Raw genomic sequence first — 26,790 nt, forward strand, 5'->3', positions numbered from 1 at the left:
AACCTGCCCGACGGCAAGTACACGGTGTGCTTCGACATCGCGAACCTGCCTGCCGCGGTGCAGTGCAGGACTACAAGGTCACCCAGCTCAACATCGGTGGTGACGATGCCAAGGACTCCGACGCCGACCCGGCCACCGGTTGTGTGGCGGAGACGACGTTGGGTGTCGGGCACCGCGTCGACCTGACCCTGGACATGGGTCTGGTCTCGCCGCCCAACAAGCTCGGCGACTACGTCTGGCAGGACGACAACAAGAACGGCGTGCAGGACGACGGCGAGCCGGGCGTGCCGAACGTGCCGGTCAAGTTGTCGACCGGTCAGACCACCACGACCGGCCCGGACGGGAAGTACTCGTTCGACGACCTGCCGGACGGCAAGTACACGGTGTGCTTCGGCCCGATGCCGGACGCGGTGAAGGACTTCGTGTTCACCACGCCGAACGCGGGTGGCGACGACGCCAGGGATTCGGACGCTGACCCGGACAAGGGCTGCACCCCTGAGGTGGAGCTGGGTGTCGGCAAGCGCGAGAACCTGACGCTGGACGCCGGAATCCACCCGCCGGCCAACGGTGTCGGCGACTACGTGTGGATCGACGCCGACAAGAACGGCCTGCAGGACGAGGGTGAGAAGCCCGTCGAGGGCGTCACCGCCGTGCTGAAGGACGCTCAGGGCAAGGAACTCGGTACGAAGAAGACTTCGCCCGACGGCAAGTACTACTTCACCGACGGCCTGCCGGACGGCACGTACCAGGTGTGCTTCGACATCAAGAACATGCCTGCCGCGGTGGCGGACTACGTGGTCACCAAGCCGAACGCCGGTGACGACGCGAAGGACTCCGATGTGGACCCGGCGACGGGTTGCACGCTGACCACCACGGTCGGCGTCGGCAAGCGTCGTGACTACACGCTCGACCTGGGTCTGTACGCGCCGCCGAACAAGATCGGCGACCTGGTGTGGTCCGACACGAACCGCAACGGGGTGCAGGATCCTGGTGAGCCGGGCGTTCCTGGTGTGCCGGTCAAGCTGGTGGACAAGGACGGCAAGCCCGTCGGCGAGCCGGTGAAGACCGACAAGAACGGCAAGTACGAGTTCCCGAACATCCCAGACGGCACCTACAAGGTCTGCTTCGAGATGACCGCACTGCCGGGTGACTTCGCCGGATACCTCGCGACCAAGCCGAATGCCGGCGACGACGCCAAGGACTCCGACGTCGATCCGGCCGGCGGCTGCACGCCGCCGGTGACCGTGGGCGTGGGCAAGAGGGAGAACCTGACCCTCGACCTCGGCCTGGTCTCGCCGACCAACCGCGTTGGTGACTTCGTCTGGTACGACAACAACTCCAACGGGGTGCAGGACGCCGACGAGCCCGGTGTGCCGGATCTGCCGGTGTTCCTGCAGGACGGTGCCGGCAAGCCGGTGGCGCAGTCCAAGACCGACAAGGACGGCAAGTACCTGTTCACCGACCTGGCGGACGGTGAGTACAGGGCCTGCTTCAACGCCGATCCGTTGACCGGTCTGGTCGCGGGCCGTCAGCTGACCAAGCCGCACGTCGGTGACGACGCCAAGGACTCGGACGCCGACCCGGCGACCGGGTGCACGCACGTCACCAAGCTGGGCAAGGACAAGCGGGTCGACCTGACGCTCGACGCGGGTCTCCTGCCGAAGCCGGCTGCACCGCCGCTGGCCTCGACGGGTGCCGCGGTGTGGGCATGGCTCAGCAGCGGTCTGGCCCTGCTGCTGGCCGGCGCGTTCATCACCCTGATGGCACGCCGACGCAGGTCCTGATGTGAGTTGAACGGCGAACTGCCCCCGGTCTTCGTCACCGGGGGCAGTTCGCCGTTGTTAGGGAAGGAGATGCCGGAAAGCGGCGACGAGCAGCATGCGTTGCTGGTCCACGTCGAGGCCTTCGTCCAGGTCCTCGTCCGGGCGGAACTCCTTGTTGTTGTACGGGCCGCGTGGACCGAACGACTCGACTCGGACCGCGATGTCGACGAGATCGGACACCAGCTCCACAGTGGACTGGTCGTCCGGGATGGGCTTGTCCTGCTGGAACAGCTCGTACGAGAACCGCATCCCGATCGTGCCGTTGAACGTGGCCTGCTCGGTCGGCAGCTGCATCGCCTTGAACACCGCGCGGTACAGCTCGGCCCCGGTCAGGTGCAGCGGTGTCATGACGACGTGCGTGACGCCGAGGTCGTGGCTGCGCACCGAGATCGCGACGGTCGGGCCGCCCGGCTGCGGTGGAACCGGTTGCGGGAACACCGGAAGCTCGGACTTGCGGTCCGCACGCCAGGTGCTGACCAGGCGGTCGGCCGCTTCCACCAGGTCGATGTGCTTGCGCGGGGCGAGCAGCGGCGGCAGTGGTTCCTCGTCCAGCCGCACGATGAACAGGAAGGCGCGTTTGCGCGTCAGCTGGAGGGTGAACGCCGCCGTCCACTCCTCGGTGACCCACTCGCGGGACGGGGTGTTCGCCGACCACAGCAGGACGTAGTAGTCGGACGTGGCCAGCGCGTCGCTGAGGGACGCGACCACGTTGGCGCCGGGCGCTATCTCGTGCTCGTCGAGATAGGCGTTGACGTTGCGCGCCTCCAGTTCGGCACGCAACTGCTCGGCGTGCGGGCGGTCCTTGCCGGCGAACGACAGGAACACCTTGGGTCGGGTTTCGAGCGGCACGGGTTCTCCGTTCTTCCTGAGTCTTCTGCGGAGCGGGCCCGCTTTGGTCTGAACACCCGCGTCGCCGTAGAGGGACCAGCACGCCCAGTCCGCCGGGTGCCGGTCGGCGACTTCTCGCAGCGCGTGCTGCAGGGCGCGGTCTCTCGGCAGCTTGGCCAGGTTGCGGTCGAACGCGTCGAGAACCTGTTGTGCGGCTTGGTCCTCTGCCTTCCAGCGCGCCGCCACGACGGCTCCGGCGCCCGCGGTGATGGCCGAACGGACGAAGCCGACCTTCTCGTCGCGGCCCCGTTGCTGGGTCATGCCGGACTCGCACGCGCCGAGCACCACCGTGCCGCACGTGCTGAAGTCCATGTTCCCCAACGCTTCCGCGTACACCCTGTCCTTGCCGAAGGTCAGCCACGACCGGTCGGGGTCACGGCGGTTGTGGGTGCCGTGGGCGTCGATGCGGACGCGGTGGAAGCGGTGCTGCTTGAGAGTGGGTTCGAGTTCGGCGGCCTCGCTGAACGGCTCGCCCTTGGTGGTTGCTCTGCGCAGCTTGGGGTCAGGGCTGAAGATCGCGGTCTCGTCGCCTCGCTGCTTGCTGGAGCGGCGGTGCAGCGGCGGGAGGGCCGAGAGGCACGGCAGGTTGGACAGGGCGTGCGTGAGGCCGAGGTAGTGCCTGGTGCCGGGGACCGGCAGGCCTGCCAGCGGGATGTCGGCGAGGACGTCGCCCGCCACGACGGCGATCCTGGTGGCTTTCGGGGGCAGGGCTTTGAGCACCTCCTCCAGCGAGATCAGCGTGGTCAGCTCGGCGAGCAGCGAGCCGAGGATCGCCGGGTCGTACCTGGGACTCCACGCCTTGAGACGGCGGATCGTCTCGGTGAGGTCGCCGACTTGCACGTCGGTGGTGAGGTGGGTGATCCGGCGGCCGATGATCAGGTGGTGCAGCTCGTCCGGTGTCGCGTGCATCATCCACACGACCTGGTCGCGGGGGAGGTGCCTGATCGTCCTGTGCAGCCAGCGTCTGGCCGCTCGCAGGTCCGTGAACCTCGGCAGGTCACGGGGTTCGGTGAGGATCGTGGCCCCTCGCGCGGCTTCGACGGCCACTGCCAGTGCTGCCAGCGCTTTCCTGCCGTCTCGCCGGACTCGGCGGACCGCGGCGAGGACGCGGCCGTCGTGTTCGTCGCGGGCGGCGCGCAGCATCCGGAGTTTGATGCCCGGGCTGGTCTGGTGGTCGGCGATGTCCTCTTCGACGTGGTGGGACTCGTTCCAGAACTTCGCCGCCTGGTCCTCGTCTCCCGTGTCGGCACAGGTGTCGCCGAGTTTCCTGAGCGCCAGCGCTTTCAGCTCGGCGTGGCCGCTGCGGGTCGCGGCCTGGCGGAAGTGCTGGGCGGCCTGCTCGAGCCGCCCCCTGGCGTAGGCGAGCTCGGCCGAGGCGAGGTGCCAGAGCGCGGAGGTTCCTTCTCCCAGCAGGCCTTCCGCCTTGACCAGCTCGTCCTCCGCGATCAGCCGCCGGACGTGGTCCAGGTGGCGTTCCGGGTTGAGCGTCTGGGTGGCGTCGGGGAGCCTGGACAGCACTTCCGGGCCCGCTGCGGCCACCAGCAACGGGAAGAGCTTGCGTGCGACACCCGCTTGCCTGGTCATGACGAGCAGGACGGTCAGCTCGTGGAGGACGGCGAACCGCAGGGCGGGCTCGACCTCGAGACCGGTGGCGCACTTCGTCATCAGCGCCAGGGCTTCCTCGTACCTGACGTCGCGCCGCAGCGCCGCGGACCGTTGCAGGAACTCGGCAGGGGTGCGCGGAGCCTGGTCGTCGAGTTTGGGAACGCGTGCTCCCCGGCGCACGTCGAGCAGGAGCCGGTCGTTGCCGATGGCTTCCAGGTGCTCGGGGTGGCCTGAGCGGCGGAAGTGGCGTTCGGCCGCGTCGAGCTCGCTTTCCGCGGTGGGGTAGTCGTAGCGGTCGGCGGCGGCCAGTGCGGCCACGCGGGCGAGCACGGCCTGTTGCAGTTCGGTCAGGTTCCGCTTGCGGAGTTCGCGGACGTCCTGCGCGGCTGTCGCGTGATCCGTTGCGGCACTGCGGATCTGGGCTCGGAGGACCCTCAGCTCGGTGTCGTCGGCGCTGGCGAGGTACTCGTCGCAGCGCTGGGCGGCCCTGCCGATCTCGCCCATGTTCAGCAGGGTGGCGCAGTGGTCGTGGGCGATGATCCGGTTGATCTTGGCGGCTTCCGCGTAGGCGTGGTCGACTCCGTGCACGTCACGGCGGCGGACGGCGGCCTGCGCGGTTCTGATGGCGTTGGCGAGCGGGGTGCCGGGTTCGAGTTCCATCTCAGTCCCCGCAACCGTTCGCGTTGTCGTCCTCCGGGCAGATCAGCACGATCCGGGTGGCAGCACCGCTCGGTTTCGCCGGGGTGCTCGGTGGGGTGGAGTTCAGCGTGACGATGATGTTGAGGCTGGTGGAAACGCCGAACCTGGGCGGTGTGTCGACCCTCGACCACTCGGCGTTGCGGTAGATCTTGACGTCCGCCGGGACGGTTTGCTCGTTTTCCGCGGTGACTTCCCGGACCGTGACGGTCATGTTCTGCCGCAGTGCGTCGGCGACGACTGGTCCGTCCTTTGTGGCCAGTGTCGCGCGGAAGCTCTCGTTGACGTAGAACGTGGTGCTGGGGGAGTTCAGGACCTCGCCGAGCGTGGCCTTCTGCGTGCCGACGTGGTGCATGGGCGACTTGTCGACGTGGATCGCCTGGCCGTCGGTGATGCGCATCGTGGCGTCACCGCCGGTGAGGGCTTGCTGGACCCTGGTGGACCACTGATCTGCCGGCGAGCTCACGAAGATCTCGTCCTTGCCGATCATGGCACCGACGTCGCCGAGCTGGACCGCGCGCAGCAGGCCGTCCGTTTCGCCTTGCCTGGCCAGGGCGTTGGCGACGTCGCGGAGCACGGCAGCGCCTTCCACGGCGCCGTTGTGGCCCAGCAGGGGATCGGCGCTGGAGACGGTGACCCGGTCCTTGTCGACGTGGAGCTGCGAGTTCCTGCCGTCAGGGGTGTGGACCTGGATCGGGGTGCCCGTTGGCGGGGTGTCGCTGAAGGTGGCTGCCGGTGGGCCGTCCGGCGTGGGGGTCAGCGTCATGTAGTCGCCGGTCGGCGGGGCGCGCGGCTGCAGCTCGGCCAGCAGGTGGGTGGTGATGCCGTCGGGGTTGTGCGTGCCGACGCGCAGGGCGAATCCTGTTGCCGGGCGGTCGGGTCCGACCGTGAGCCACGGCTCGTCCTTGCCGCCGATGCGGTGCAGCGTCTGGCCGTTCGCGTCGCGCTGGCTGTAGAAGACGTTGTCGTCGAGGCTCTTGCCGTGCTGGATCGGTTGCAGGGCTTTGACCATTCTGCCGACGATGCCCTTGGCCCAGCTGAGGGAGATGAACGATCGGGACCTGGCAGTGGTGAGCGTGCCGAGGTGGTTGCCCTGGTAGTCGACGCGGTAGTCGATCTTGCCCCGGTCGGCTTTGAGCGTGGTGGCGAGCTCGCGCACGTTCGTGCCCGGTTGCATGACCTTCAGATCGCCCAGCGGGATGACCTCGCGGCCGGTGGCCCTCGTCTCGGTCCTGGCCGTGCCGTTGGAGGTCGTGAGGGTGCGTTCGACCCGGTCGACCACCTCGTGCCGGTTGTCGACGGTGACCTCGGTGATCTTTCCCGTGCCGTTGTTCAGAGTTGAGGACTTGTCGGTCGGTCCGGCTCTCCTGACCGGTGCCGGGAGGTCGGCCTGGTAGCCGTCGCCGACGCGCGCGATTCCGTCACCGAGCGAGACGCCGCCGCGCACGCCGTAGAAGCCGCAGTCCCGGTACGCCTTGGAGGGCTTGGTGAGCACCGCTTCCTGCTTCGCCGACGGCGGCTGGACGGGGCGGACGTCGCCGCGTTCCTTGAGGTCTGTGCGGTCGCGGTACCAGTCGGCGAACTTGAGGTCGTTCTTCGGCTCGGTCTCGGGGAGTTGCTTTCCCTTGCTCTGCAACCACTCCAGGGCGCCGCTCCAGCGCATGACCTGGTCGAGCCGCGCGTACTGGGCCTCGTGGTCGGCGACCTGCTGGTAGTGCTCGTCCCACCAGTGGAGGCCTCTGCCGAACGAGTAGCTGGGCTCGACCTCGCCTTCCTCGCCGTCCGAGCGGGAGAACAGCCGGGTGGACTGGGCGCCCAGCGAGGCTTTGTCGTTCGTGAAGTTGAACGCCTTGTCGTTCTGGCCGAACCAGAGCCTGCCGCTTTCCGTGGTGGAGCTGGTGGCGCAGTGGGCCGGTGGGGTGACGGCCTTGCTGTCCGGGACGAAGCCGGTGATCGTCGGGACGCCGTCGCCGACGCCGTCGACCCACTGCTTGGCGATGAGGTCGGTGTAGAAGAGGGTCATGCCGAGCTCGGTGCCGCCGATGCCGCCCTCGTAGCGCGCCTCGTTGTAGAGAGGGCGGCCTTCGAGGATGTTCAGCATCGTCCACAGGTCGGTGCGGTCGGTGGGAAGGCCGTTCGCCGTCAGCTCGTCCGGCGTGGCCTGGTCGACGAGACCTGCCCAGATCAGTTCCCGGTCGACTTCGCCGGCGAGGAGCTGGTCGATGGTCTCTTCGGGGACGTTCTTGAGGGCTGCCTCGATGTCCTCGAGCGTCGGCGCAACGGCTGGCGGGTCGAGGGAGAACGCCGGCGGGTCGTGCTTGGCGTAGGCGCGTTGCAGCACCGAGATGTCCTCGGCGGTGACGTCGGGGCCCGGCCAGTTCCAGCCTCCCGCCCACACCTCGCGGCCTCTCAGCTCCAGTGTGGACAGGTGTTTCGCCTTGGTCAGGAATTTGCCGAGCCCGTCGTCGACCCGTTCCGCGACGTAGCCGTTCTGCGCGCGGAAGTCGTTGGTGGACTGGGTGTCCTCGTCGGTGATGACGATGGTGGTGTCGCGGATCTCGTACCGGTGGAGCTGCACCTCGGCCGGGTCGGTACCGGTGTCCGTGCGGTGCTGGTCGAGCAGCAGTCCGGCCGTGCGCTTGTCGTTGCTGTCGTCGCGTGGAATCAGCAGGTGCAGGGTGTCCTGGTGCAGGAGCGACCTGCCCGGACCGGTCGGCTGCCTGGTGAGATCCGCGAACCCGTTGTCCCGGATGGGAAGCGCGTCGAAGAAGGCGTCGCGCATTTTTTGCGTGTCGAGGTCGAGGTGTGACGCGAGCCCGATCCGCGCCCAGTCCCTGAGCTGGTTCTCGCGGTCCTCCCCGAGCGCGCTCTCCGCCGCCGCGAAGGAGACGGTGAAGCCCGGCTGCTGTTGTTGCACCGCAGCCTCGTCGGGCTGAAGCACGATCGCGATCCCGGCCGCGGCAACGATTGCGACGGCTGACAACGCGATGAGAAGCGTTCGTTGGCGCATGGACGATCCTCCGTGCGTCGCAGATTAACGATCCAGACGGCCGACAGATCGTTTGTCCACTTTCTGTCCACGAACTGCCCAAACGATCTTGTCGGTGCTCCTCGGCACACTGGACCTCGCCCACTCACTCCGACCCCGAGGAGCCCTGATGTGCTGGGACTGCGATCACCCCGCCAGCCGCATGGAAGAACACCTGGCCACGCTGCGCCGCTGCATCGACGCGCGCGGCTGGGCCGTCCAGGCGATCGAACGGGACAGGGCCCACCCGCCCTGGGCCTACACGGTCGGCCTGACCGTGCTCGGTCTGCCCGAGCTCGTCGTCACGGGCCTGCCGGTCCTGGAGGCCGGCCGCCTGCTCGACGACACGGCCGAACACCTGACCCACAGCTGCGTCCCTTCTCCCGGGCAGCAGTTCGCGTTGGCCGGCGGCCCGCTGCTGGAGGTGGTGCGCGTCGCCCGCCCCTGGGCTCACCTCCTGGTGTCGGCCCGGCTGTACGGCGAGGGCATCGCCGCCCTGCAACTCGTGCACGCGGACGAGTCTGGCCGCTGGCCGTGGGACCGGTCCTACGCCGGTGTGCTGGGCGGTCAGCCGGTCCTGGGCGTCAGGGCGTCGCCACCGAGCGGCTGATCCGTTCGCCCAGGTCGCGCAGGTGATCTGTCAGCTGCGGCGGGCCGTGCACGGTGAACTCACATCCCAGCAAGGTCAGGCGGAACGCGAGGTAGTCGATCGTGTCCTCGTTGCTGTGCCACGTGCACGTGGTGTCGTCGAGGGCTTCCAGGTCGCCGGCGAAGTCCGCCAGCCGCGCCCGCGCCAGGTCCACGGGCAGTTTCAGCGTCGCGCGGGCCCGATAGGTCGGCGCCGACTCGTACATCTTCTGCGTCACGTACTCCGTGGCGTCCCCGCCCGGCGGGGTTCTGGCTGAGAACCGCGCCCCGGTGCTCAGCGCGTCCGAGATGCGGTCCATCCGGAAGATCCGCCAGTCGTCCCGTTCCACGTCGAACGCGAGGAGGTACCAGCGCCGCCCCAGCGCCACCAACTGAACAGGCTCGACGTGCCGCTTCGACACCGCGCCCTCCATCCCCACGTACCCGAACCGCACCCGCTCCCCGGCATGCACCGCCCCGGCGATCACCGTGAGCTGGGCCGGGTCGACGAGCGAGGCGAACGAGGCCGCGGCCGGCGCGGTGGCCGACGTCAGCGACGACACCCTCCTCGCGAGCCTCGGCGGCAACACCTGCTGCAGCTTCTGCAGGGCCCGCAGCGACGCCTCGGCAATGCCCGCCACCGGCTGCCGCGCCGCAGTCCTGAGCCCGACCGCGATGGCGACGGCTTCCTCGTCGTCGAGCAGCAATGGCGGCATCGCCTTGCCCGCCACCAGCCGGTACCCGCCCAGCACGCCCATCGAGGCCTCGACGGGATACCCGAGGTCGCGCAGCCGGTCGATGTCGCGCCGCACCGTGCGCGGCGTGACCTCTAGCCGCTCGGCCAGTTCGCTGCCGGGCCACTCGCGCGGTGTCTGCAGCAGGGAGAGCAGGCGCAGCAGGCGTGCGGCGTCACTCATGCGAGGTCCTCCGTGGCTTCGGCGGGGCGGTTGGTGTCTGGCTGCGCGGTGGGTGGGGCGGGGTCGGCTGGTTGGCTGCCGGGCCGTTCGCGCGGGGTTTGGACCGCGGAGTGCGGGCTCGGCTGGCGTTCGGCGTCGCCCATGCGAGGTCCTCGGCGGCTTGAGCGGGACGGCTGAGGTGAGACTGCAGCGGAGGCAACCCGCTCGGCTCCGCTCACGCGAGGGCGCCAGGTGGTGGCCTCGGCTACGTACGTGAGGCCGAGCAGGAGGCTGATGGCACGCTGCACCGCCCACGACGCGACACCCGACCGGTGGATCAGCTCACCGCCGAGCCGCCCACGCGATGTCTGCCGCGACACGAACCGAGCCGCATAACTCATGGACCTGAATCTAGGCCAGAACTAGGACTCGAACAGTCCTACATGGCTCATACGGTTGTCCCATCAGCGACGAAGGGACGGATCGATGAACGTCGTGCCCGAGGGCTATCACACCGTGACGCCGTGGATCATCACGCGAGGCCGCACCGCCGAGCTGATCGACTTCATCACGGAGGTGTTCGACGCGACCGAACTCGGCCGCGTGGGCGAAGCCCCGGCGATCGGCCACGCCGAGGTCCGCATCGGCGACTCGGTCGTGATGCTGTTCGACGCGCCCGTCTGGCCGGAGACTCCGGCCTTCCTGCGCCTCTACGTCGCTGACGACGCCGAAACGCTGAAACGGGTGAAGAAACTGGGTTCCAGGGTCGTCACCGAGCCGACCGAGCTCTTCTGGGGTGATCGGGTCAGCCGGTTCGCCGACCCGTTCGGCAACCTGTGGTGGATCCACCAGCGGGTTGCCGAACCGACCGCGGACGAGTTGACCGCCCGGATGCAGGACGAGCAGTTCGTCAAGGCCATGGAGTACGTCCAGAGCGCGGACTTCACTCCGACGAGGTGACGCGCTCCCGTTCCGCGGCGGTCAGCGTGGGTTCCGGCGACACCGAGCGCCGGGGCCCGCGCATGGTCGCCCACATCACGCGAGGGCTCACCAGGTTCGCCATCGGGCCGGACAACGTGAACGCGTCCAGGAACGCGCGCGTCACAGCGGCTTCGGAAGTCGCCGTGCGCACCAGCCGGTCCACATAGCGCTGCAGCACCCGCCCGGCCAGCGGCAGAGGCTTCCCGACCGCACCGGGGTAGAGGATGTCCTGGTTGGTCGCCATGGCCCACGCCCCGTCGACGACCTTGCCGATCGAGCGCTGAATCTGCTGAGCACCAGAACCGGAGCGCAACCCGGCGTCCAACGCCAAAGCACTCTGCGCCGCGATCGACATCCCGTGCCCGTAGACGGGGTTGTACGTGGCAACGGAGTCACCCAGCGCCAACAGCCCGGCAGGCCAGGACTTCATGCGCTCGAAGAAGTTCCGCCGGTTGGCAGTGCTGTGCGAGCCGTACACGGGGGACAACGGCTCAGCCGAGGCGATCAGCTCTCCCACAACGGGATTCCGCACCGACCGGGCAAAGGAAACGAACTCGTCGGCGTCGGTCGAAGGCTCCCCACCGCGAGTCCCGGACAGCGTCACCAGCCACCGCCCGTCCTCGATCGGCAGCAACGTGGCCGTGCATCCGGGAAAAGGATCACGGGGGTTCGCCTGCACGTTGACGATCGGGAAACCAGAGGAAGCCGACGCAGGAGCCCGGAAAATCCGGGTGGCATAAGCAAGTCCGGAGTCGACGCTCTCGGAATGCACCTCACCGAGCCCGAACGACGACAACCAGGCGGGCAACCGAGACGCGCGCCCGGTCGCGTCCAGCACCAGGTCGGCCTCCAGTGAGATCTGCTCACCGGAGATCCGATCGGAGACCAGCACCCCGGTGACCGCAGCCGCGGTACCGAGCAGCGACACCGGCTCAGTACCGGTCAACACCGAGATCTTGTTGTCCCGCAACGCCTGCGAACGCACGACCCAGTCCAACAGACCCCGGCTGCACGACACGATGAACTGCATCTCGGGGAACCGCGGCACCCATCCCTGAGCGCTCAACGACACCAGGTCGTTCGGCACCCCGATCCGGTGCGCCCCAGAGGAGAACAGCTCGTCCAACGTCCCCGGCAGCAACGACTCGATCGCCCGGGCCCCACCGGACATCAGCAGATGCGCGTGCCTTGCCTGCGGCACACCGGAACGAACCGAAGGCCCTTCCGGCAACTTGTCGCGCTCCACCACGGTGACCTCGTCGAAGTGTCTGACGAGGACGGACGCCGCGAGCATGCCCGCGAGCCCTCCACCGAGGACAACGGCGTGTGTGGGTGCCATCTACTGTTTTCCCCCTGCTGCTTCCGCGCGCACGAAGTCCGCGACGGCGGCGTCCACTATCGGCGAGTGCTGGTACGCACGGGAGATGCGCACCCACCTGTCGTGCTCGGCGGCGAGGTCCGTGCCGTCGACGATCTCCGAGATCGGGCGCCGCTTCGCCGGGCGAGACCGCGCAGAAGACGACCTCGCGGCACGCAGCTGGGCGGCCTCCACGACGGCAGTGACCTCGTCGGTCGGCAGCGATGCCTGATGCGCCAACGACGAAGCCGCCTCACCGACGGACAGGTCGAAGTACGGCGTCAACGCCCAGCGCCAGTCGTTCAGCTCGATGATCTGCCGCCGGACGCGGTGGTGCGGGTTGAGGAACTTGCCCGGCGCCACCAGCACGATGCCGGGGTTCACGTGCACCAGCGCGCGGTGCAAAGGCCTCAAAGCGAAGTACGTCCGCCAGCGCCGCACCCACAACGACGGCGACGGGCGGCGCGGGCCGAGCACGGGCAACGCCATCGCGATCACCAGCGGGATCATCGACAGCGACGCCATCAGCGGCGCGGTCAGGCTCAGCACGTCGAAGCTGCGCTCGCCCGCCCAGTCCATCAGCAGCACGAAGAGCTTGATGACCGCGAACGCCATCGGGAACAAGGCCGCCGCGCAGTACCAGCGCAGCCCGCGGGCGAGCCACGGCCGTGCGGAGATCGCGGGGTCACGTGAACCCTGCCAGCAGTGGTAGGCCTGGCCACCGCAGCCGATGCCGGTGGCCACGAAGTAGATGAACAGGAACACCGCCACCGTCGGTTGCGTGGCGTAGTACGTGTCGAAGTCGACCTGGCGTTCCTCGTCGAGCTCGGACTTGAAGAACAGCACGATCATCGCGGCGACGACGGTGGCGTAGCTGACGACGATCAGCCGGACTCGGTGCCAGGCCTGGACCGGGGGATACCGCCAGTACAGCACCAACGTGAACGCGGCCCCGGCGAAGCACACCACCAGCGAGTAGACCAGCAGCGCGGCGAAGTTCGGCACACCGGTCGTCCAGTTGATCCAGGTGATGTTGGCGGGCGCCGCGAAGAACACCGCGAACGCCGAGAAGAACACCGTCGAGATCAACGCCACGACACGGGGGCTGCCCCAGCTCGACCGCAGCGCACGGATCTTGTACGCGAGCAGGAGCAGTCCGACGATGCCGCACGAGAGGTAGATCAGGTTAAAGATCGCCACGACGCACCCAGCGAGATCTTCCTTCGAGAGACTCGGCCACCCGGCGCACGTGCGCGGGCTCCTCGGTGGCCGCCGTGTCCGCCCACACCCGGTGTTCCGTCAGGCGTTCCAGCAGGTGGTCGGCGAGGTTCTCCGCCTCACGTTCCTCGTCCTCGGTCAGTGTCGTGCGCCCCGCGATGATCTGCGCCATCCGCGGCAACAGGTGCGGCGCGAGCTTGCGCATGCCCTCGCTGCGGCCCAGCGCCACGGGCTGGTGCTGCAGCAGGACGTGCGCGAACTCGTGCAGCAGCACGTGCAGGCGGTGGTACCAGGACGGGGAGTCCGCACAGATCACGAGATACGTGCCGTTCTCGAGCAACGCGGTCGCGCCGCTCAGGCAGACCGCGTTCGTGATGGCGGCGAAGCGGACGTCGACGGGACGCTCGAGCCGTTCGCTCATCAGCTCGCAGACCCGGCGGCTCGCCTCCTGGTGCGTGGCGTCGGGCGGCAGGTCGAGGTCGCGGGCGACCTCGTCGACCAGCTTGCGCAGTTTCCTGCGGTTCACCCGTCGCCTCCTCTCGGTGTCGTCTGCAGCGGTCCAGGCTGAGATCTTCACGCCGTCGTCGTAATCATCAAGTGTGGTCCGGAGATGTACGGCGGCTGTTCAGCGGGAACGACCAGCCCTCGCCGACCTCGAGCGCCTGCCGGAACCCTTCTACCGCAGCGGCCCTGGCCTGCGGGGACAGTTCGCCCGTACGTTCGGCCAGACGGGTGACGAACTCGACGACTCCGAGTTCGCGCAGGGCCAGGAAATCCGTCAGCTCCGAATCCACCCGCGCGGCGAGGTCGTCGTCGAAGAAGTACGCGGGGTCGGCGCCGAAGTGGTCGGCCAGGCCGAGGATGTGCTTCAACCGAGGGTTCTCGCTGGTGTTGCTCAGCAGCTCACGGATGTAGCTCGCGGAGATGCTGCCGAACTGGCCGGACGAGCTGATCGACGCGGCGACCTCCTCCGGCGACCACGGTCCGCGGTCCGGCGGGTGGACGGCTTCGAAGAGCGTGCTCAACGCGGCAGGACGCCAGCCTGGCTGCTCGCCGGGGTGCAGCTCGCCGCGGCCGTTCAGGAACACCGCGGGGTGCACGCCGAGCGCGCCGGCGAGGTCGACGATGGCCTGGCAGGTCGGGTTGTCCTTCACACCGAGCCGCAGCTGCGAGATGTAGCCGTGCCCGATGTCCCCACCCCGTGACTTCACGGCGGCGGCGAGCGCTACGTTGGTCACCTTGCCCTGGCCGCCGGGCGGGTTGTTGCACAACTCGTTCAGCACCTCGGCGAACGGCCTCACGCCACACCTCCGCTGGAGCGACCCCTGGCCAGCGATCATTCCACTGTTGTGGAACCCGGCGAGCATATGGCATCACAGGGGTTGAATCCACCTGTCCGTAGCCCTATGATCACACTCCGCCGCTTCAACTGTTGTGTCGCGTTTGATCCGAACGACGTCACCTGAGTTGAAAGAGGCAGTTCGGGCGAGTCAGAGCTGATGTCTGGGGGGACTCATGACGACTGCGCGGATGGGGCTTCCGGTGGACCACGGTTCTCTGCGCCTGCACGACGAGAGCGCTCCCACGCGCTGCGGTGCGTGCGCGCAACCGGTCGGGGCGTGGGCGACGGACCGTCTCACCGGCCTGCTGGGACGGTGGGGCTGGGACGACCAGGCACCCGCGATGTACCGCCGTGCGCAACGCCGGTGGGAGCAGGTCGCGTTGCTGATGCTCGACCTCGACCGCTTCAAGAAGATCAACGACGAGTACGGCCACCCTGCGGGCGACGTCGTGCTGAGCGACGTGGCCGACGTGTTGAAGACACACACGCGCTCGTCGGATCTCGTGTGCCGGTACGGCGGCGATGAGTTCCTCGTGCTGCTGCCGCGCACCACTGCCGGCGAGGCAACCGTTGTGGCGGAACGGATGCTGCGCGGGATCCGGGCGCTCCAGACCGAGATCACCACGAACGACGGCTACGGCATGACGTTGTACGGCCAGACCGCGTCCATCGGCGTCGCGTCGCACGTGCCGAGCGGCGACGACACGTTGATCGACCTCGTGCGCGACACGGACGCGGCGCTGCAGCGGGCGAAGCGCAAGGGCCGGTCCCGCGTCCAGGTGCACGACCCGAGCGCGGCCGCGGCGGAGCGGAACACCGACGCCTCGGCGCTGCACCACCTGCTGGCGTTGCAGGACCTGATGAGCAGCGACCAGCTGCCGCACGTCCTGGTCGCGCTGGCCGACGGCGCCAAGGCGTCGGAGGAGCTCGCCACGACGCTGGGCCCGAAGGTGCACCACACGCTGGAGCGCCTGCAGGACAACGGGTTCGTGAACCGCCGGGCAGGGCGCTACGAGCTCACCGCCGCCGCGCGTGAGTGGATCACCGACGTGCTGCCCGCCGTTGCCGCGTGGACGAACCGCCACCACGGGCAGTAACTCACGGGCACTGGCTCAGGCGAGCTGGTCCAGGCGCTGCTCGATCTGCTCGGCCGAGGCGTGTCCGCGCGCGAGCACGAAGCCGTCGTTGCCGCGCAGGGCGATCAACGTCGGGAAGCTGCTCACGCCGAGCCTCGCTGCCACCGCGAAGTCGGTGTCCGGCTCGGCGGTCTTGAACGCGCCCACGACCTTGTCGGAGTCGAGGCCGAAGTCGTCGGCGATCTTCCGGTAGGTCTTGGCGTCGTTCAGGCTCAGCCCGTCGTGGAAGAACGCCCGCTGCATCGCGATCGCCAGCTCGGCCGCCCGCTCCGGCGCGAACTGCCGCAGCGCGATGAGCCCGCGTGCGGCCGCCTCGGAGTCCATGACGAACGAGCCTTCGTCGAGCAGCGCGTTGAAGGCGTCGCCGAACTGGGCCCCGGTCCGCTCGGTGACCTGGACGTTGGCGCCCTTGATGAACCCGAACTCGCGGATGGGCACCCGCCGTTGTCCGGTGAACAGGCCGCCGGACACCACCTCGACGGGCAGGTCCGGGTGCTTGGCGATGACCTCCTCCAGCGTGCCGGAGAAGGCGTGCGACCAGCCGCAGTAGGCGTCGAAGACGTAGACGAGCTTCACGATGGGTACAAAGTATCTGACTCGTCAGATATTTCCAGCTGTGACCTGGCTCACTTGAGCGGTGGCAGTGCGTCGCGCGCGGCGTGGCTGAGCAGCTTGAGGTCCTCGGCGAACCGTTCTCGGTGGTCTTCCGGCAGCGGCGCCAGGAAGTGCCTCTTGATGTTCTCCAGATGCACGTTCGCCGCGTGGACGAGGGTGTCGGCGCCCTTGGGCGTCAGCTTGGCCAGGCGGCCGCGCTTGTCGGTGGGGTGCTGGGTCCGCGCGACCAGGCCTTCGCGTTCCAGCCGGTCGATCACCCGCGTCGCCCCTCCCGTGGTCAGCACCTGCTCCTGGCTGATCGCGCGCATCGACATCCCCGGCTCGCCGGCCCTGGCGAGGATCAGCAGCACCTCGAACTCCAGGTGCGTGATGCCGCACTCCTGCTCCAGTGCCCGGCCGAGCAGGTACTCCAGCCGGTTCGCCGCCCCCTGCAACCGCCCGAACGCGAGCATCACCGCGTGGTTCGCCGCGTCCTGCGGTGTCTCGATGTCCACGGCTCCCCGTTCAGTGGGTGAAGATCGTGACGGCCTGCTGCGCCAGCCACCGCTCGGCATCGTCCCAGGACCAGCCGCACTCCTTCACCAGGGTCCGCCACGCGCCGAACCCGAAGCAGAACCACAGCACGTCGGTGGCCTTCTCGACGTCGACTTTCAGCAGTCCCTTGGCGTGCAGGTGCTCCGCGACGTCCTTCAGTGCGTTCCGGTACGACGTCGTGCTCTGCTCCCAGAGTTTCGCGCCGTCCTCGTGTGCGGGGAGCGCCGCGTAGAGCACCTCGACGACCTGCTGCCCGGTCTCGTTGCCGACGCGGGTTCCCTTGGCCAGCAACGTGAGCGCGGTCGCCAGGCCGTCCGTCTCGCGGATCTTGTTCGTGGTCGAGGCCGAGTCGCTCTTCGCGATGGCCTCGCTGACGATCAGGTGCAGGATCTCCGACTTGCTCCCGGCACTCGAGTACACGGTCTGCGGGGCGACTCTGGCTTGTTTGGCGATGTCCGCCACCGTGACCCGCGCGTATCCCTTGGCGGAGAACAGCTCCACGGCCGCGCGCAGGATGTCCCGCCGGGTGTCGGCGGCATCCTGCGCACGGCGCGGTGAGTGGTACGGCCTCGTCATAGACCAGCTTCCAACGTCGCTGCCACCTTGTTCGCGTCCGGCATCGCGGCGATCTCCTTGGCGATGGTCGTGACGGTGTCCCGGAAGTTCGCGTCCTGCAACACCGTCCGCACAGCCGCCTTGAGCGTTTCGGGCGTCTGCGCGGGCGGGTCGAGCGCGATGCCCGCACCGGCCGCCGCCACCCGTTCGGCCTGGAAGAACTGGTCGGCGCCCTGCGGCAGCACGACCAGCGGCACGCCCTTCTTGAGCGCGGCCGACGTCGTCCCCGCTCCGCCGTGCGTCACCACGACATCAACGCCGTCCAGCAGGTCCTCCATCGGCGTGAACCCGACGAACTCGATCCGCTCGCGGTCGACGGCGAACTCCTCCGGCTTGGCCGCCAGTCCGAGCGTGACGATCACATCCACGTCCAAAGTGGACAGCTCACGCAGCAGCGGGCTGAGCTTCTCCGGGTCGCTGAACCACGTCCCGAACGTCACCAGCACCCGCGGCCTGCCAGAAGCCTTGATCTTCGTGCCGGTCTCGCCCGGCACCTGGAACGCCTCGGGCCGCAACGGCAACCAGCCCTCCGGTCGCTGCCACTCGTCCGCCCGCATCGACGCAGGCCAGGTGTCCAGGAGCCACTTCCGCGGCTGCCACGGCAAACCGCGCGCCTCGTGCTGCGTGCGCGCCCGGCCGTCCATGGCCTCAGTAAACACCGGCGGGAACGGCGGCCCGAACGCCAGGGTCGCGACCGGCGTGTCCGTCCGTGCCGCCACCAATGGCCCCACGAAGTCGCACGCCTCGGACACCACGAGGTCCGGCCGCCAGCCCTCCGTCACCGCGAACGCCTGGTCCGCCGTCAGGTCGACCCGCGCGCCCGCGAAGAACTCGGCCACCGAGTCGGGCGAGGGCGCGCTCGCGGGGTCGCCGCCGGTCCTGCGCGCGACCTCGGCGAACAGCACGTCCGGCAATGGCCCGGCCGGGAGCAGCTCAAGCCCCTGAGCTGCGACGACCGGTGCCATGCCGGCGGCGGTGAGCACGGCCACCTCGTGCCCGCGCTCTTTGAACGCGTGGGCGAGGGGGAACAGCGGCAGCAGGTGGCCGTGCTGCGGAACACTTGAGAAGAGGATGCGCATATTCATCAGAGTACGCCTCTAACGAATATGCGAATCCTCACGCGGTCGAGCCGACCCCCTTGATCCGGCCGTCGCGGAACGCGTCCACGAACAGCCGGTGGTCCTCACGCGTCTGCCGCGCGTAGTCGAGCGCGAACTCCACGATCGCGTCGGCGAACTCGGTCTCGCGGTCACCGATCACCGCGGCGATGGCTTCCTCACACTGGAACGCGACCAAAGTCTGCGAGGAGTCCTCGTCCGCCACGCAGTGCATCTTGGCCGTGGCACGCCCCAGGTAGTCGAGCACCGGCAGCATGTCGGCCGGCTCGGTGAGGTCGGACCAGTCCAGATCGGCCTCGTACGGCGAGAGCTCGGCGACCACGTAGCCCGTGCCGTCGATCTCCGTGTGGCCAAGCCACGGGTCGGCATGGGCCTGCAGAGCCCGCTGGGACACGGCGGTGCGGTGTCCGTGGTCCGTGAAGTACTCGCGGATGCGCTCATCCGGCACGATCCGGCTGGGCGCGGCGACGTTGGCCTGCTTCATGGAGAGGACGACGTCGTTCTCCAGCGCCTGGGAGCGCCCCTCGACCAGGATGTTGTACGCGTGCAGGCCCGCGGAGCCGATGCCGAAACCGCTGCGGCCCACCACGTCCTTGACGGCGTAGGTGCGGCTCGAGGCGCGTTTGCCCTTGGGGATGGTGTCCAGATAGGACTGGAACGCCTCCTCGACGGCGGCGCGCTTTTCCGGGGTCAGCTCGTGCGTGCCTTCCCGGTCGCGACGGAACGTGCGCTCGTAGTCGCGGATGGTGGTCTTGTCGTGCAGCAGGTCGATGCGGGTGGCGAGGCGGGCCCGCTGGAGCACCCGGTGCAGCACGCCCTCGGTGCTGTCGAGGCGCAGGCTGAAGAGCTCGTCGTCGGGGCGAGTGGCGAAGGTGCGGACCTGCGTGACATAGGCGGAGATGTAGGCGCGGATCAGATCGGTGATCACGCTGTCGGGCAACGCCTTGCGCCAGCCCAGCAGGGCCATCGAGGCGGCGAAGCGGCGGAGGTCCCAGGTGTAGGCGCCCAGGTAGGCCTCGTCGAAGTCGTTGACGTCGAAGACGAGCGTGCCCTCGGAGTCCATGTAGGTGCCGAAGTTCTGCGCGTGCAGGTCGCCCTGGATCCAGATGCGGCTGGTGCGCTCGTCGGTCCACTCGTCGGGCATTTCGGCCATGTCGGCGTAGAACAGACACGCGCTGCCTCTGTAGAACGCGAACGGTTCGGCCGCCATCTTGCGGAACTTGTGCCGGAACGCGGCCGGGTCGGCGGACCACAGCCCGCTGAAGGCGTCCTCGAGCACACTCACAATGCGGTCACCGCGATCGGTCATGGTGCCCTCCCTCTCTCGCCTTTGAGGACGCAGATCTCAGCACGAGGATGCTCGCCCGCACCCGTGCGCGTGCAAATTTCCCCTCCAGTTCGAGCCCTGTTGACCTTGGAACGTGAACGAACCGGGTATTCGGGCAGGAATCGAGAAGCCCGTGACGACCGAGCACGCCTAGCGTCGACGGCATGTGCTTCATGTTCGGAGCCAGCAGGGAACAGGTGCACCGCGCGCTGATGGAGCAGGCGGAGCACGAGGAAGAAGCGGCCAAACCCCAGGAAGAGGAAGACTGGTCGCAGGACTAGGGATCCGGCTCATGCCCGGCAGTTGACTGCTGGGCATGAACGGATCGATGTCCCGCCGGAGCATCCTCACCGCAGCCGCGGCGGGCTCAGCGGCGGTTCTGCTCGGCACCGGCAACGCTCAGGCCGCAACGCTCGTCACCCAGAGCGAGATCAACTCGCAGCCGACCTTCTACGAGGTGAACGGCGCCCAGACGTCGTTCCGCTACGAGCCCGGCTTCTACTCGCGGCTCGAGACGTGGCACGTCCACTGGCGCAACTGGACGCCGTACCACTGGACCGCGCCGCACAAGATCTACTCCTACGGCGCGTACGTGGACAAGCCCGGCATGCACGGCGAGGGGCGTGCGTTCGACCTCGCGCGCCTGCTCATCACGAACCGCGACACCGGCGCGACGTTCACCGCCTTCAACGGCCGCTACGACCAGTGGCGCAGCCTCACGGGTGACGCCCTGCGCACGGCCCGCATCCGCTACTGGGGCACGGTCGCCTCGCTGCACTACCACTTCCGGCACGTCATCTCGTACCTCGACAACGCCGAGCACCACAACCACGTGCACATCGACAACGCCGTCTCCGGCAGCGGCGACTCCAGCTTCAACACCGGTTCCGCGACGCAGACGTACTTCGTCCAGGCCGCGTGTCAGTACATCTGGGGTTACTCCACCGGAATCGACGGCGACTGGGGCCCGCAGACCCAGCGCGACTCGTCGGCCGCGCTCGTGCGGGCCGGGTCCGACGGCGTGATCACCACGCAGAGCCGCTGGCTGGCGTTCTGCAAGGCCAGCGCGACACAGGCATGGGCACTCGTGCCCTGAGCACAGGGGAGGAACGATGAAACGAATTCTCGCGGCACTCGGGCTGACGGCCGCCGCACTCATGTCGACCGTCGGCATGGCCAACGCGTCGGCCGCCGGGGAGGTCGAGATCCAGGGCGGTTGCGTCGGCGCGATCTGCGGCTCCGTCATGAACGAGAGCAGCGTCTACATCTACGCGATCAGGGACTTCGACGCCAACGGTCCGAAGCCCGGCACCGAGTGGCGCCTGCTCAACCCGGGCCAGGAGACGCCGCGCGACCAGGACTGGGACGGCTTCTGGGTGCCCTGCAACGCCTCCGGCCGGATCGCGGCGTGGCTGCCGCCGGGCTTCTGGTCGTGGAGCGACTTCTCGTTGCCCGCCAGCCACTGGCGGAAGATCTCGACCCACGAGGACGCGCACGTGCGCAGCCAGCGGTGCTGAAACTGATGCGCCCCAAGCCGTTGAGGCCTGGGGCGCATCACCTCACGCGTGGCACTCCATCAGGCCGGCGTAAGCGGTTTCGTCCACTGTGGAGCAATGTTGCCGGATCCACTCCTGGCGCCCATTGCTGTCCCTGCCACCACCGGGTCCGCCGCGGTCACCGCCGCTGAGGACGAACTTCAGCTTGCCCTCGCTCACCCACTGCTGCAGCTGGTCGACCGACGGGGCGTTGTCCGAGCCGGAGAAGCCGCCCATGCCGATCACCACCTCGTCGGTGTTCATGATGTACGGCGAGGCCGCCTGCGCCGAGCCCGCGACGGCGAGGGTGATCTCGGCACCGTTGCCGTGCTCCTTGGCGTAGGCCAGAATCCGCTTCTGCTCGTCGGTGAGCTCACGACCACCGCCGGGCCCGCCCATCATCTGCCCGCGGTTTCCCCGGCCGTTCTGCGGCAACGGCGTCGCGCCGGGAGGAATCTGTTGCCCGCCGGGAGGCTGCTGGCCGTCGGTGAAGATCTGGAAGCCACCGCCACCCCGCATCGCGGGCCCGGCGGCGGGCATGACCCCGTTCTCGCCACCAGTCGCAGCCGTCGCCGTCGACCACACCGCGGGCACCAGCAGCACCGCGACCACCGCGGCCACGAGCCCAACCCGGCGCAACCCCACCAGGAGCACGACGATCGCCACCGCGGCGACCCCGAGCACGGCCCAGCGCGTCCACCCGTGGAACGACGTGTCCCGCGACACCACCACGAACGCCCAGCCCGCCGTGACAGCGACCGCCAACGGCAGCAGGAACCGCACGGAACTGCGAGCACGCCAGAACATCATCAGTCCGGCCGCGCTGATCGCCGCTACCGCCGGAGCCAGCATGGTCGTGTAGTACGGGTGGAAGATGCCCTGCGCGAAGCTGAACACCACAGCCGTCACCAGCAGCCAGCCACCCCACATGAACCAGCCCGCGCGCTCGGCTGGATTCCCTGGAATGCCACGGCGCCAACGCAACACGCCCGCGACGGACACCGCGACCAGGACCAGCAGGCACAACGGCAGCAGCCACGAGATCTGCCCGCCGACCGAGGCGTCGAACATGCGCGTGGCTCCGGGCTGTCCGCCGAACATCGCGCCACCCCCAGGACCACCGAACTCCATCGGCCCCTGCCCGGTGGGTACCTGACCGGCAGGCAGCTGGCCGATGGTCTCGCCGGACGGTCCTCCACCCCGGTTGCCGTCGCCGCCGAACACCCGGCCCAACCCGTTGTAGCCGATGATCAGGTCCCACGCGCCGCCGTCCGTGCTGCCACCGATGTACGGCTTCGAGCCGGGCCAGAACGCGTGCAGCGCCACCCACCAGAACGACGACGCCACCAGCACCGCACCCGCGCCCAGCAGGTCGAGAACCCGCCGCTTCACCGGCGCCGAAGTGCCCACCAGGTAGGCGAGAGCGAAGCCCGGCACCACGATCCACGCCTGCAACATCTTGGTCAGGAACCCGCAGCCGATGAAGAACGCGCACCACAGCAGCCACCGAGTCCGCGGACGGCTCTCAGAAGACTGAACAGACCGGGTGAACGCGTAAGCGGCGGCAACCAGAAGCAGCACCAGCAAGGTGTCCGGGTTGTTGTCCCGGTTGATCGCCACGGTGATCGGCGTCAGAGCCAGGATCAGCGCGGCGAGCAACGCCACCTTCTCGTCCGCCCACAGGCGAACCGTGCGGTGCAACAGGAACACCGCCGCCACACCCTCGATCACCTGCGGCAGCAGCACCGCCCAGCCGTGGAACCCGAAGATCCACACGGCGATCGCCTGCGGCCACAACGCCATCGGCGGCTTGTCGACCGTCACCACACCGGCCGGGTCGAACGAGCCGAACAGGAAGTTGGTGAAGGACGTGGACATCGACTTCGCGGCAGCCGAGTAGTACGAGTTGCCTACCTGGCCGGCCCCGATCGCCCACACGTACAGCGCACCGGCCACCACGCAGATCGCGATCAACGCCCAGGCAGGCAGGCGAGAAGGCCGCGAGATCCGCTGGCTCACCGGAGCGGCCACTTCGACAGTGGCGGTCATGCCGTTTCCTTTCGGTCGTCCCTGCGGAACACCCAGCTCCGCAACAGGAAGAAGCGCCCCGCCGTGCCCACGGCCGACGAGCCGAGCAGCACCGTCAGTTCCAGCAGGCGCGGGGGATCGGTTGAGGCCGCGTGCAACACGAGCAGCGCGGCCGACGTGAACGCGTAGTAGAGGCTGAACACCACGAAACCCTGCAGATGTGTCCTGCCTCCAGCAGCGTTGCGGGCCGTGAAGGTGAAGCGGCGGTTGGCCTCCGTGTTGAAGAGAGTCGTGATGACCAGCGCGGCGAGGTTCGCCGCGAGCACCGGCCACCAGAGCCGGAAGACGCCGTACAGAGCCAGGTTCGCCAGAGTGGAGATCACGCCGATCACCGCGAACGACAGCATCTGCCAGGAAAGCCCGCCCTCGCTGCGGCTCAGCACGGCGTCTGGATGAATGGCCCGGGGCGAAGGCCGTTGCGGCAGCCCGCGAACGAGCGCCGTGCCGTTGGCCTTCGCACGTGCCACGCGGATCAGCCCCTTGACGTCGTCGATCGCGGTGCCGACCACGTCGACCCGGCTGTCCACGTCCTCGACCCAGTCGACCGGCACCTCGTGCACGCGCAAACCGTTGTGCTCAGCGAGAAGCAGCAGTTCGGTGTCGAAGAACCACGCCTCGTCGCGCGCCTGACCGAGCAACGGGCGGATGACATCGGTCCGCGCGGCTTTGAAACCGCACTGGGCATCGCTGAACCGTGCACCGTGCGTGAGACGGATCAGCCAGTTGTACGCACGAGAAACCAGCTCGCGCCGAGGCCCGCGAACAGTCCGCGAGCCTGGTGCCAGCCGAGAGCCGATCGCGAGGTCCGAGTGCCCGTTGAGCAGCGGCGCGACCAGCGGCAGCAGCCCGTCCAGCCCGGTCGAGAGATCAACGTCCATGTACACGACCACGGCCGCCTCGCTGGCGCCCCACGACTCCCGCAGCGCCAGCCCGCGGCCCTTGCGGTCGAGGTGGTGCACGCGCACCCGTTCGTACTTCGAAGCCAGCTCGGAAGCCACGGCGAGCGTCGAGTCGGTGCTCGCGTTGTCCACGACCACGATCGACCAGTCGAACGGGAACTGCTCCTCCAGGAACGCGTGCAGCACCTCGACGCAGCCGGGCAGGGCGCGCTCCTCGTTGTGTACGGGGATCATGATGTCGACCGTCCCCGTGGCCTGTGCGGTGCTCACCGCCATTGGTTCTCCGTTCCACTGTGGACTCGAGCGGTGACCCGCTGCCCCACCGAGACTGCTGACGTGGTCGTGAGAACGTCCTTGGCTTCTGCTGAGAGATTCGTGAGAGGTGGCCGCTCCACACAGCGGACTCACAGACTTCGCCCTTACCGTCCTTGAACATGCGACTGCTCGTGGTGGACGACGACCCGGACGTGCGGGACAGTCTGCGGCGCAGCCTGGAGTTCGAGGGCTACGAGGTCACCACCGCCGCGGACGGTGCCGAGGCGCTGCGGCGGCTCACCGGCGTCGACCTGGCGATCCTCGACCTGATGATGCCGAACGTCGACGGCTCGGAGGCCTGTCGCAGGCTCAGAGCGGCGGGGGAGCGCCTGCCCGTGCTGATGCTGACGGCCCGTGACGCGCTGGGCGACAAGGTCACCGGCCTGGACGCCGGAGCCGACGACTACCTGGTCAAACCGTTCGCGCTGGAGGAGCTGCTGGCCCGTGTCCGCGCGCTCCTCAAGCAGAACCGGCACCGCACCACCCCGCAGGAGTTGCGGTTCGCTGATCTGCACCTGGATCTGCGGGCTCGTGAGGTCGTCCGCGGTGGAGAGCGACTCGACCTCACCCCGACGGAATTCGACCTGCTGGCGGTGTTCCTGGGCGATCCGGAACGGCTGCTGACCAAGCAGCACCTCAAGCACGCCGTCTGGGGCCACGACCAGGGCACCAACAACCTCGACGTGTACATCGGCTACCTGCGTCGCAAAACGGAGGCCGGTGGCCGTCCGCGTCTCCTGCACACCGTGCGCGGCCTGGGTTTCATCCTCCGCGAGTCGTCATGACGGGCCCGGTTCTCCTGCGCGGCAAGCTCGCGTTGATCACGGCCTGCGTGGTGGCGGTCGCGATCGCGGGCATCAGCGTCGTCACCTGGCTCGCCACCGAGCACAACCTCAGCTCGCAGCTGAACAAGTCGTTGATGGCGAGCCTGCCGCCGCGGTTCGACCGGCCGCCGGGACCAGGTGATCGGCGGGAGTTCCACATCACCTGCGACCAGGGCCAGGGCCGGCCGGAAGACGGCTTGCAGCAGGTCCTGCAGGGCATCCAGACCCTGGAGCTCGACGGCAGCACCTGCGCGCCGCCCGGCGTCGACCCCGTGGTCACGACCGCCGACGACTTCGTGAGCACCACGACGTACCGCGACGGTGTCACGAAGTCCGGCACCGAGGCGCGCGTCCTGCTCCAGCCGCTCGACGACGGCCGGGTCCTGATCCTCAGCCGCAGCCTCGGCGAGATCAACGACACGCTCGCCGCGCTGGCCGGCGTCCTGGTGGCCGTGTCGATCCTCGGCGTGCTGCTGGTGGCAGGTCTCGGCCTCTGGCTGACCCGCCGCGCTCTCGCCCCGATGGAACGCCTCACGGAGACCGCCGAACACATCGCCCGCACCGAGGACCTGACCACACCGGTCACCGTCGACGGCCAGGACGAGGTGGGCCGCCTGGGCCGCGCGTTCACGTCGATGACCGCGGCCCTGGCCGAATCCCGCCGCCGCCAACGAGATCTCGTCAACGACGCCGCGCACGAGCTCCGCACGCCGTTGACCAGCCTGCGCACCAACATCGACCTGCTCGTGCTCAGCGAACGGACCGGGCGGGAGCTGCCGCAGCGCGCTGAGGTCCTCGACCGGTTGCAGGCTCAGAGCCGGGAGTTCAGCGACCTCGTCACCGAACTGGTCGTGCTGGCCCGCGACGACCGTGAGCTGGCTCGCGATCCCGTCGACGTCGCCGAAGTCATCGACCGGGCGGTCACGCGCGCCCGCACCCGTGCCCACGACCACGTCTTCGACGTCGACCGCTCGGACTGGACCGTGCTCGGCGACGCGGCCGCGCTCGAACGCAGCGTGCTGAACCTGCTGGACAACGCGGTGAAGTTCGGCCCGGCCGGCTCGACCATCACGGTCCGCTCCCGGCCGGGCTGGCTCACCGTGACCGACGAGGGGCCAGGAGTGCCCGCCGAGCACCGGGAAGCGGCGTTCGAACGGTTCTGGCGCGCGCCCGCCGCACGTGGCATGCCCGGATCCGGCCTGGGGCTCGCGATCGTGGCGGACATCGTTGCGGTGCACGGAGGTTCCGCGCGGTTCGTGCCCAACGGCCGGGGCGCCTCCGTCCGACTCAACCTACCGTGTGAGACCTAGAGGTATCATCTAG

General features: G+C 68.7%; 23 protein-coding genes. 8 read left to right on the forward strand and 15 right to left on the reverse strand.

Annotated elements, in window-relative coordinates; genetic code table 11:
- Nucleotides 1-62 precede the first annotated feature (62 nt).
- A complete protein-coding gene (locus UK23_RS25535; protein WP_052685036.1) occupies nucleotides 63-1,784 on the forward strand; it encodes an SdrD B-like domain-containing protein in 1,722 nt (573 codons plus the stop codon).
- Between the two features lie 57 nt (nucleotides 1,785-1,841).
- On the opposite strand, the gene UK23_RS25540 is transcribed toward UK23_RS25535, so the two are convergent.
- A complete protein-coding gene (locus UK23_RS25540; RefSeq protein WP_045314170.1) occupies nucleotides 1,842-4,976 on the reverse strand; it encodes a TIR domain-containing protein in 3,135 nt (1,044 codons plus the stop codon).
- Nucleotide 4,977: 1 nt separating this feature from the next.
- Nucleotides 4,978-8,022: a hypothetical protein gene (locus UK23_RS25545; RefSeq protein ID WP_045314171.1), complete on the reverse strand. Its 3,045-nt coding sequence runs from the start codon at nucleotides 8,020-8,022 to the stop codon at nucleotides 4,978-4,980.
- A gap of 148 nt (nucleotides 8,023-8,170) precedes the next feature.
- Between UK23_RS25545 and UK23_RS25550 the strand changes: the two genes are divergently transcribed.
- Nucleotides 8,171-8,650: a DUF4262 domain-containing protein gene (locus tag UK23_RS25550; RefSeq protein WP_045314172.1), complete on the forward strand. Its 480-nt coding sequence runs from the start codon at nucleotides 8,171-8,173 to the stop codon at nucleotides 8,648-8,650.
- Here UK23_RS25550 and UK23_RS25555 read toward each other — a convergent pair.
- Together UK23_RS25555 and UK23_RS51905 are read right to left on the reverse strand one after the other, a co-directional pair.
- A complete protein-coding gene (locus UK23_RS25555) occupies nucleotides 8,625-9,584 on the reverse strand; it encodes a helix-turn-helix transcriptional regulator (RefSeq protein ID WP_045314173.1) in 960 nt (319 codons plus the stop codon). The genes UK23_RS25550 and UK23_RS25555 overlap by 26 nt on opposite strands.
- Nucleotides 9,581-9,964, reverse strand: coding sequence for a hypothetical protein (locus UK23_RS51905; protein WP_156213376.1), 384 nt, complete (start codon nucleotides 9,962-9,964; stop codon nucleotides 9,581-9,583). The genes UK23_RS25555 and UK23_RS51905 overlap by 4 nt, the downstream gene beginning before the upstream one ends.
- Before the next feature lie 85 nt (nucleotides 9,965-10,049).
- Here UK23_RS51905 and UK23_RS25560 point away from each other — a divergent pair, with 85 nt between their 5' ends.
- Nucleotides 10,050-10,523 carry a VOC family protein gene (locus tag UK23_RS25560; protein WP_045314174.1) on the forward strand — a complete coding sequence of 158 codons (474 nt, stop codon included), beginning with the start codon at nucleotides 10,050-10,052 and terminating at the stop codon, nucleotides 10,521-10,523.
- Here the strand turns inward: UK23_RS25560 and UK23_RS25565 are convergent.
- The 4 genes from UK23_RS25565 to UK23_RS48930 all read right to left on the reverse strand — a co-directional run bounded on the left by UK23_RS25565 (nucleotide 10,507) and on the right by UK23_RS48930 (nucleotide 14,420).
- Nucleotides 10,507-11,883: an NAD(P)/FAD-dependent oxidoreductase gene (locus UK23_RS25565; RefSeq protein WP_045314175.1), complete on the reverse strand. Its 1,377-nt coding sequence runs from the start codon at nucleotides 11,881-11,883 to the stop codon at nucleotides 10,507-10,509. The genes UK23_RS25560 and UK23_RS25565 overlap by 17 nt on opposite strands.
- Nucleotides 11,884-13,101, reverse strand: coding sequence for an MAB_1171c family putative transporter (locus tag UK23_RS25570; RefSeq protein ID WP_045314176.1), 1,218 nt, complete (start codon nucleotides 13,099-13,101; stop codon nucleotides 11,884-11,886). It lies immediately after the preceding gene.
- Complete coding sequence (locus UK23_RS48925; protein WP_052685037.1) at nucleotides 13,088-13,645, reverse strand: hypothetical protein; 558 nt, start codon at nucleotides 13,643-13,645, stop codon at nucleotides 13,088-13,090. Before UK23_RS48925 ends, UK23_RS25570 begins: the two co-directional genes overlap by 14 nt.
- Before the next feature lie 67 nt (nucleotides 13,646-13,712).
- Entirely contained in the window at nucleotides 13,713-14,420 is a 708-nt protein-coding gene (locus UK23_RS48930) for a hypothetical protein (RefSeq protein WP_052685038.1), read from the reverse strand.
- A 214-nt stretch (nucleotides 14,421-14,634) separates the two neighbouring features.
- On the opposite strand from UK23_RS48930, the gene UK23_RS48935 reads away from it, so the two are divergent.
- On the forward strand, nucleotides 14,635-15,558 hold the full coding sequence (locus tag UK23_RS48935; protein ID WP_082114972.1) for a GGDEF domain-containing protein: 924 nt from the start codon (nucleotides 14,635-14,637) through the stop codon (nucleotides 15,556-15,558).
- A gap of 15 nt (nucleotides 15,559-15,573) precedes the next feature.
- On the opposite strand, the gene UK23_RS25590 is transcribed toward UK23_RS48935, so the two are convergent.
- The 5 genes from UK23_RS25590 to UK23_RS25610 are packed head-to-tail and all read right to left on the reverse strand — an operon-like array spanning nucleotide 15,574 to nucleotide 19,788.
- On the reverse strand, nucleotides 15,574-16,173 hold the full coding sequence (locus tag UK23_RS25590) for a DsbA family protein (RefSeq protein WP_045314177.1): 600 nt from the start codon (nucleotides 16,171-16,173) through the stop codon (nucleotides 15,574-15,576).
- 50 nt (nucleotides 16,174-16,223) lie between these two features.
- The gene (locus tag UK23_RS25595; RefSeq protein ID WP_231114665.1) at nucleotides 16,224-16,706 is read right to left on the reverse strand and encodes a MarR family winged helix-turn-helix transcriptional regulator; all 483 of its coding nucleotides are present in this window, start codon (nucleotides 16,704-16,706) and stop codon (nucleotides 16,224-16,226) included.
- A gap of 10 nt (nucleotides 16,707-16,716) precedes the next feature.
- On the reverse strand, nucleotides 16,717-17,322 hold the full coding sequence (locus tag UK23_RS25600) for a TetR/AcrR family transcriptional regulator (RefSeq protein ID WP_045314178.1): 606 nt from the start codon (nucleotides 17,320-17,322) through the stop codon (nucleotides 16,717-16,719).
- Complete coding sequence (locus UK23_RS25605; RefSeq protein WP_045314179.1) at nucleotides 17,319-18,440, reverse strand: glycosyltransferase; 1,122 nt, start codon at nucleotides 18,438-18,440, stop codon at nucleotides 17,319-17,321. Before UK23_RS25605 ends, UK23_RS25600 begins: the two co-directional genes overlap by 4 nt.
- Before the next feature lie 37 nt (nucleotides 18,441-18,477).
- Nucleotides 18,478-19,788: a DUF2252 domain-containing protein gene (locus tag UK23_RS25610; RefSeq protein ID WP_045314180.1), complete on the reverse strand. Its 1,311-nt coding sequence runs from the start codon at nucleotides 19,786-19,788 to the stop codon at nucleotides 18,478-18,480.
- A gap of 334 nt (nucleotides 19,789-20,122) precedes the next feature.
- Here UK23_RS25610 and UK23_RS25615 point away from each other — a divergent pair, with 334 nt between their 5' ends.
- Nucleotides 20,123-20,902: a hypothetical protein gene (locus UK23_RS25615; protein WP_045314181.1), complete on the forward strand. Its 780-nt coding sequence runs from the start codon at nucleotides 20,123-20,125 to the stop codon at nucleotides 20,900-20,902.
- A gap of 16 nt (nucleotides 20,903-20,918) precedes the next feature.
- Nucleotides 20,919-21,323 carry a hypothetical protein gene (locus UK23_RS25620; protein ID WP_045314182.1) on the forward strand — a complete coding sequence of 135 codons (405 nt, stop codon included), beginning with the start codon at nucleotides 20,919-20,921 and terminating at the stop codon, nucleotides 21,321-21,323.
- A gap of 42 nt (nucleotides 21,324-21,365) precedes the next feature.
- Here UK23_RS25620 and UK23_RS25625 read toward each other — a convergent pair whose 3' ends face one another.
- Nucleotides 21,366-23,390 (reverse strand): ArnT family glycosyltransferase, encoded by a 2,025-nt coding sequence (locus UK23_RS25625; RefSeq protein ID WP_045314183.1) that lies wholly within the window; start codon nucleotides 23,388-23,390, stop codon nucleotides 21,366-21,368.
- Nucleotides 23,387-24,604 (reverse strand): bifunctional glycosyltransferase family 2/GtrA family protein, encoded by a 1,218-nt coding sequence (locus tag UK23_RS25630; RefSeq protein ID WP_045314184.1) that lies wholly within the window; start codon nucleotides 24,602-24,604, stop codon nucleotides 23,387-23,389. Before UK23_RS25630 ends, UK23_RS25625 begins: the two co-directional genes overlap by 4 nt.
- A gap of 158 nt (nucleotides 24,605-24,762) precedes the next feature.
- Here UK23_RS25630 and UK23_RS25635 point away from each other — a divergent pair, with 158 nt between their 5' ends.
- Complete coding sequence (locus tag UK23_RS25635) at nucleotides 24,763-25,428, forward strand: response regulator transcription factor (protein ID WP_082114974.1); 666 nt, start codon at nucleotides 24,763-24,765, stop codon at nucleotides 25,426-25,428.
- The gene (locus tag UK23_RS25640) at nucleotides 25,425-26,777 is read left to right on the forward strand and encodes a HAMP domain-containing sensor histidine kinase (protein WP_045314186.1); all 1,353 of its coding nucleotides are present in this window, start codon (nucleotides 25,425-25,427) and stop codon (nucleotides 26,775-26,777) included. Before UK23_RS25635 ends, UK23_RS25640 begins: the two co-directional genes overlap by 4 nt.
- Nucleotides 26,778-26,790: the final 13 nt, after the last annotated feature.

Source organism: Lentzea aerocolonigenes, from assembly GCF_000955955.1.
Taxonomy (GTDB): domain Bacteria; phylum Actinomycetota; class Actinomycetes; order Mycobacteriales; family Pseudonocardiaceae; genus Lentzea; species Lentzea aerocolonigenes_A.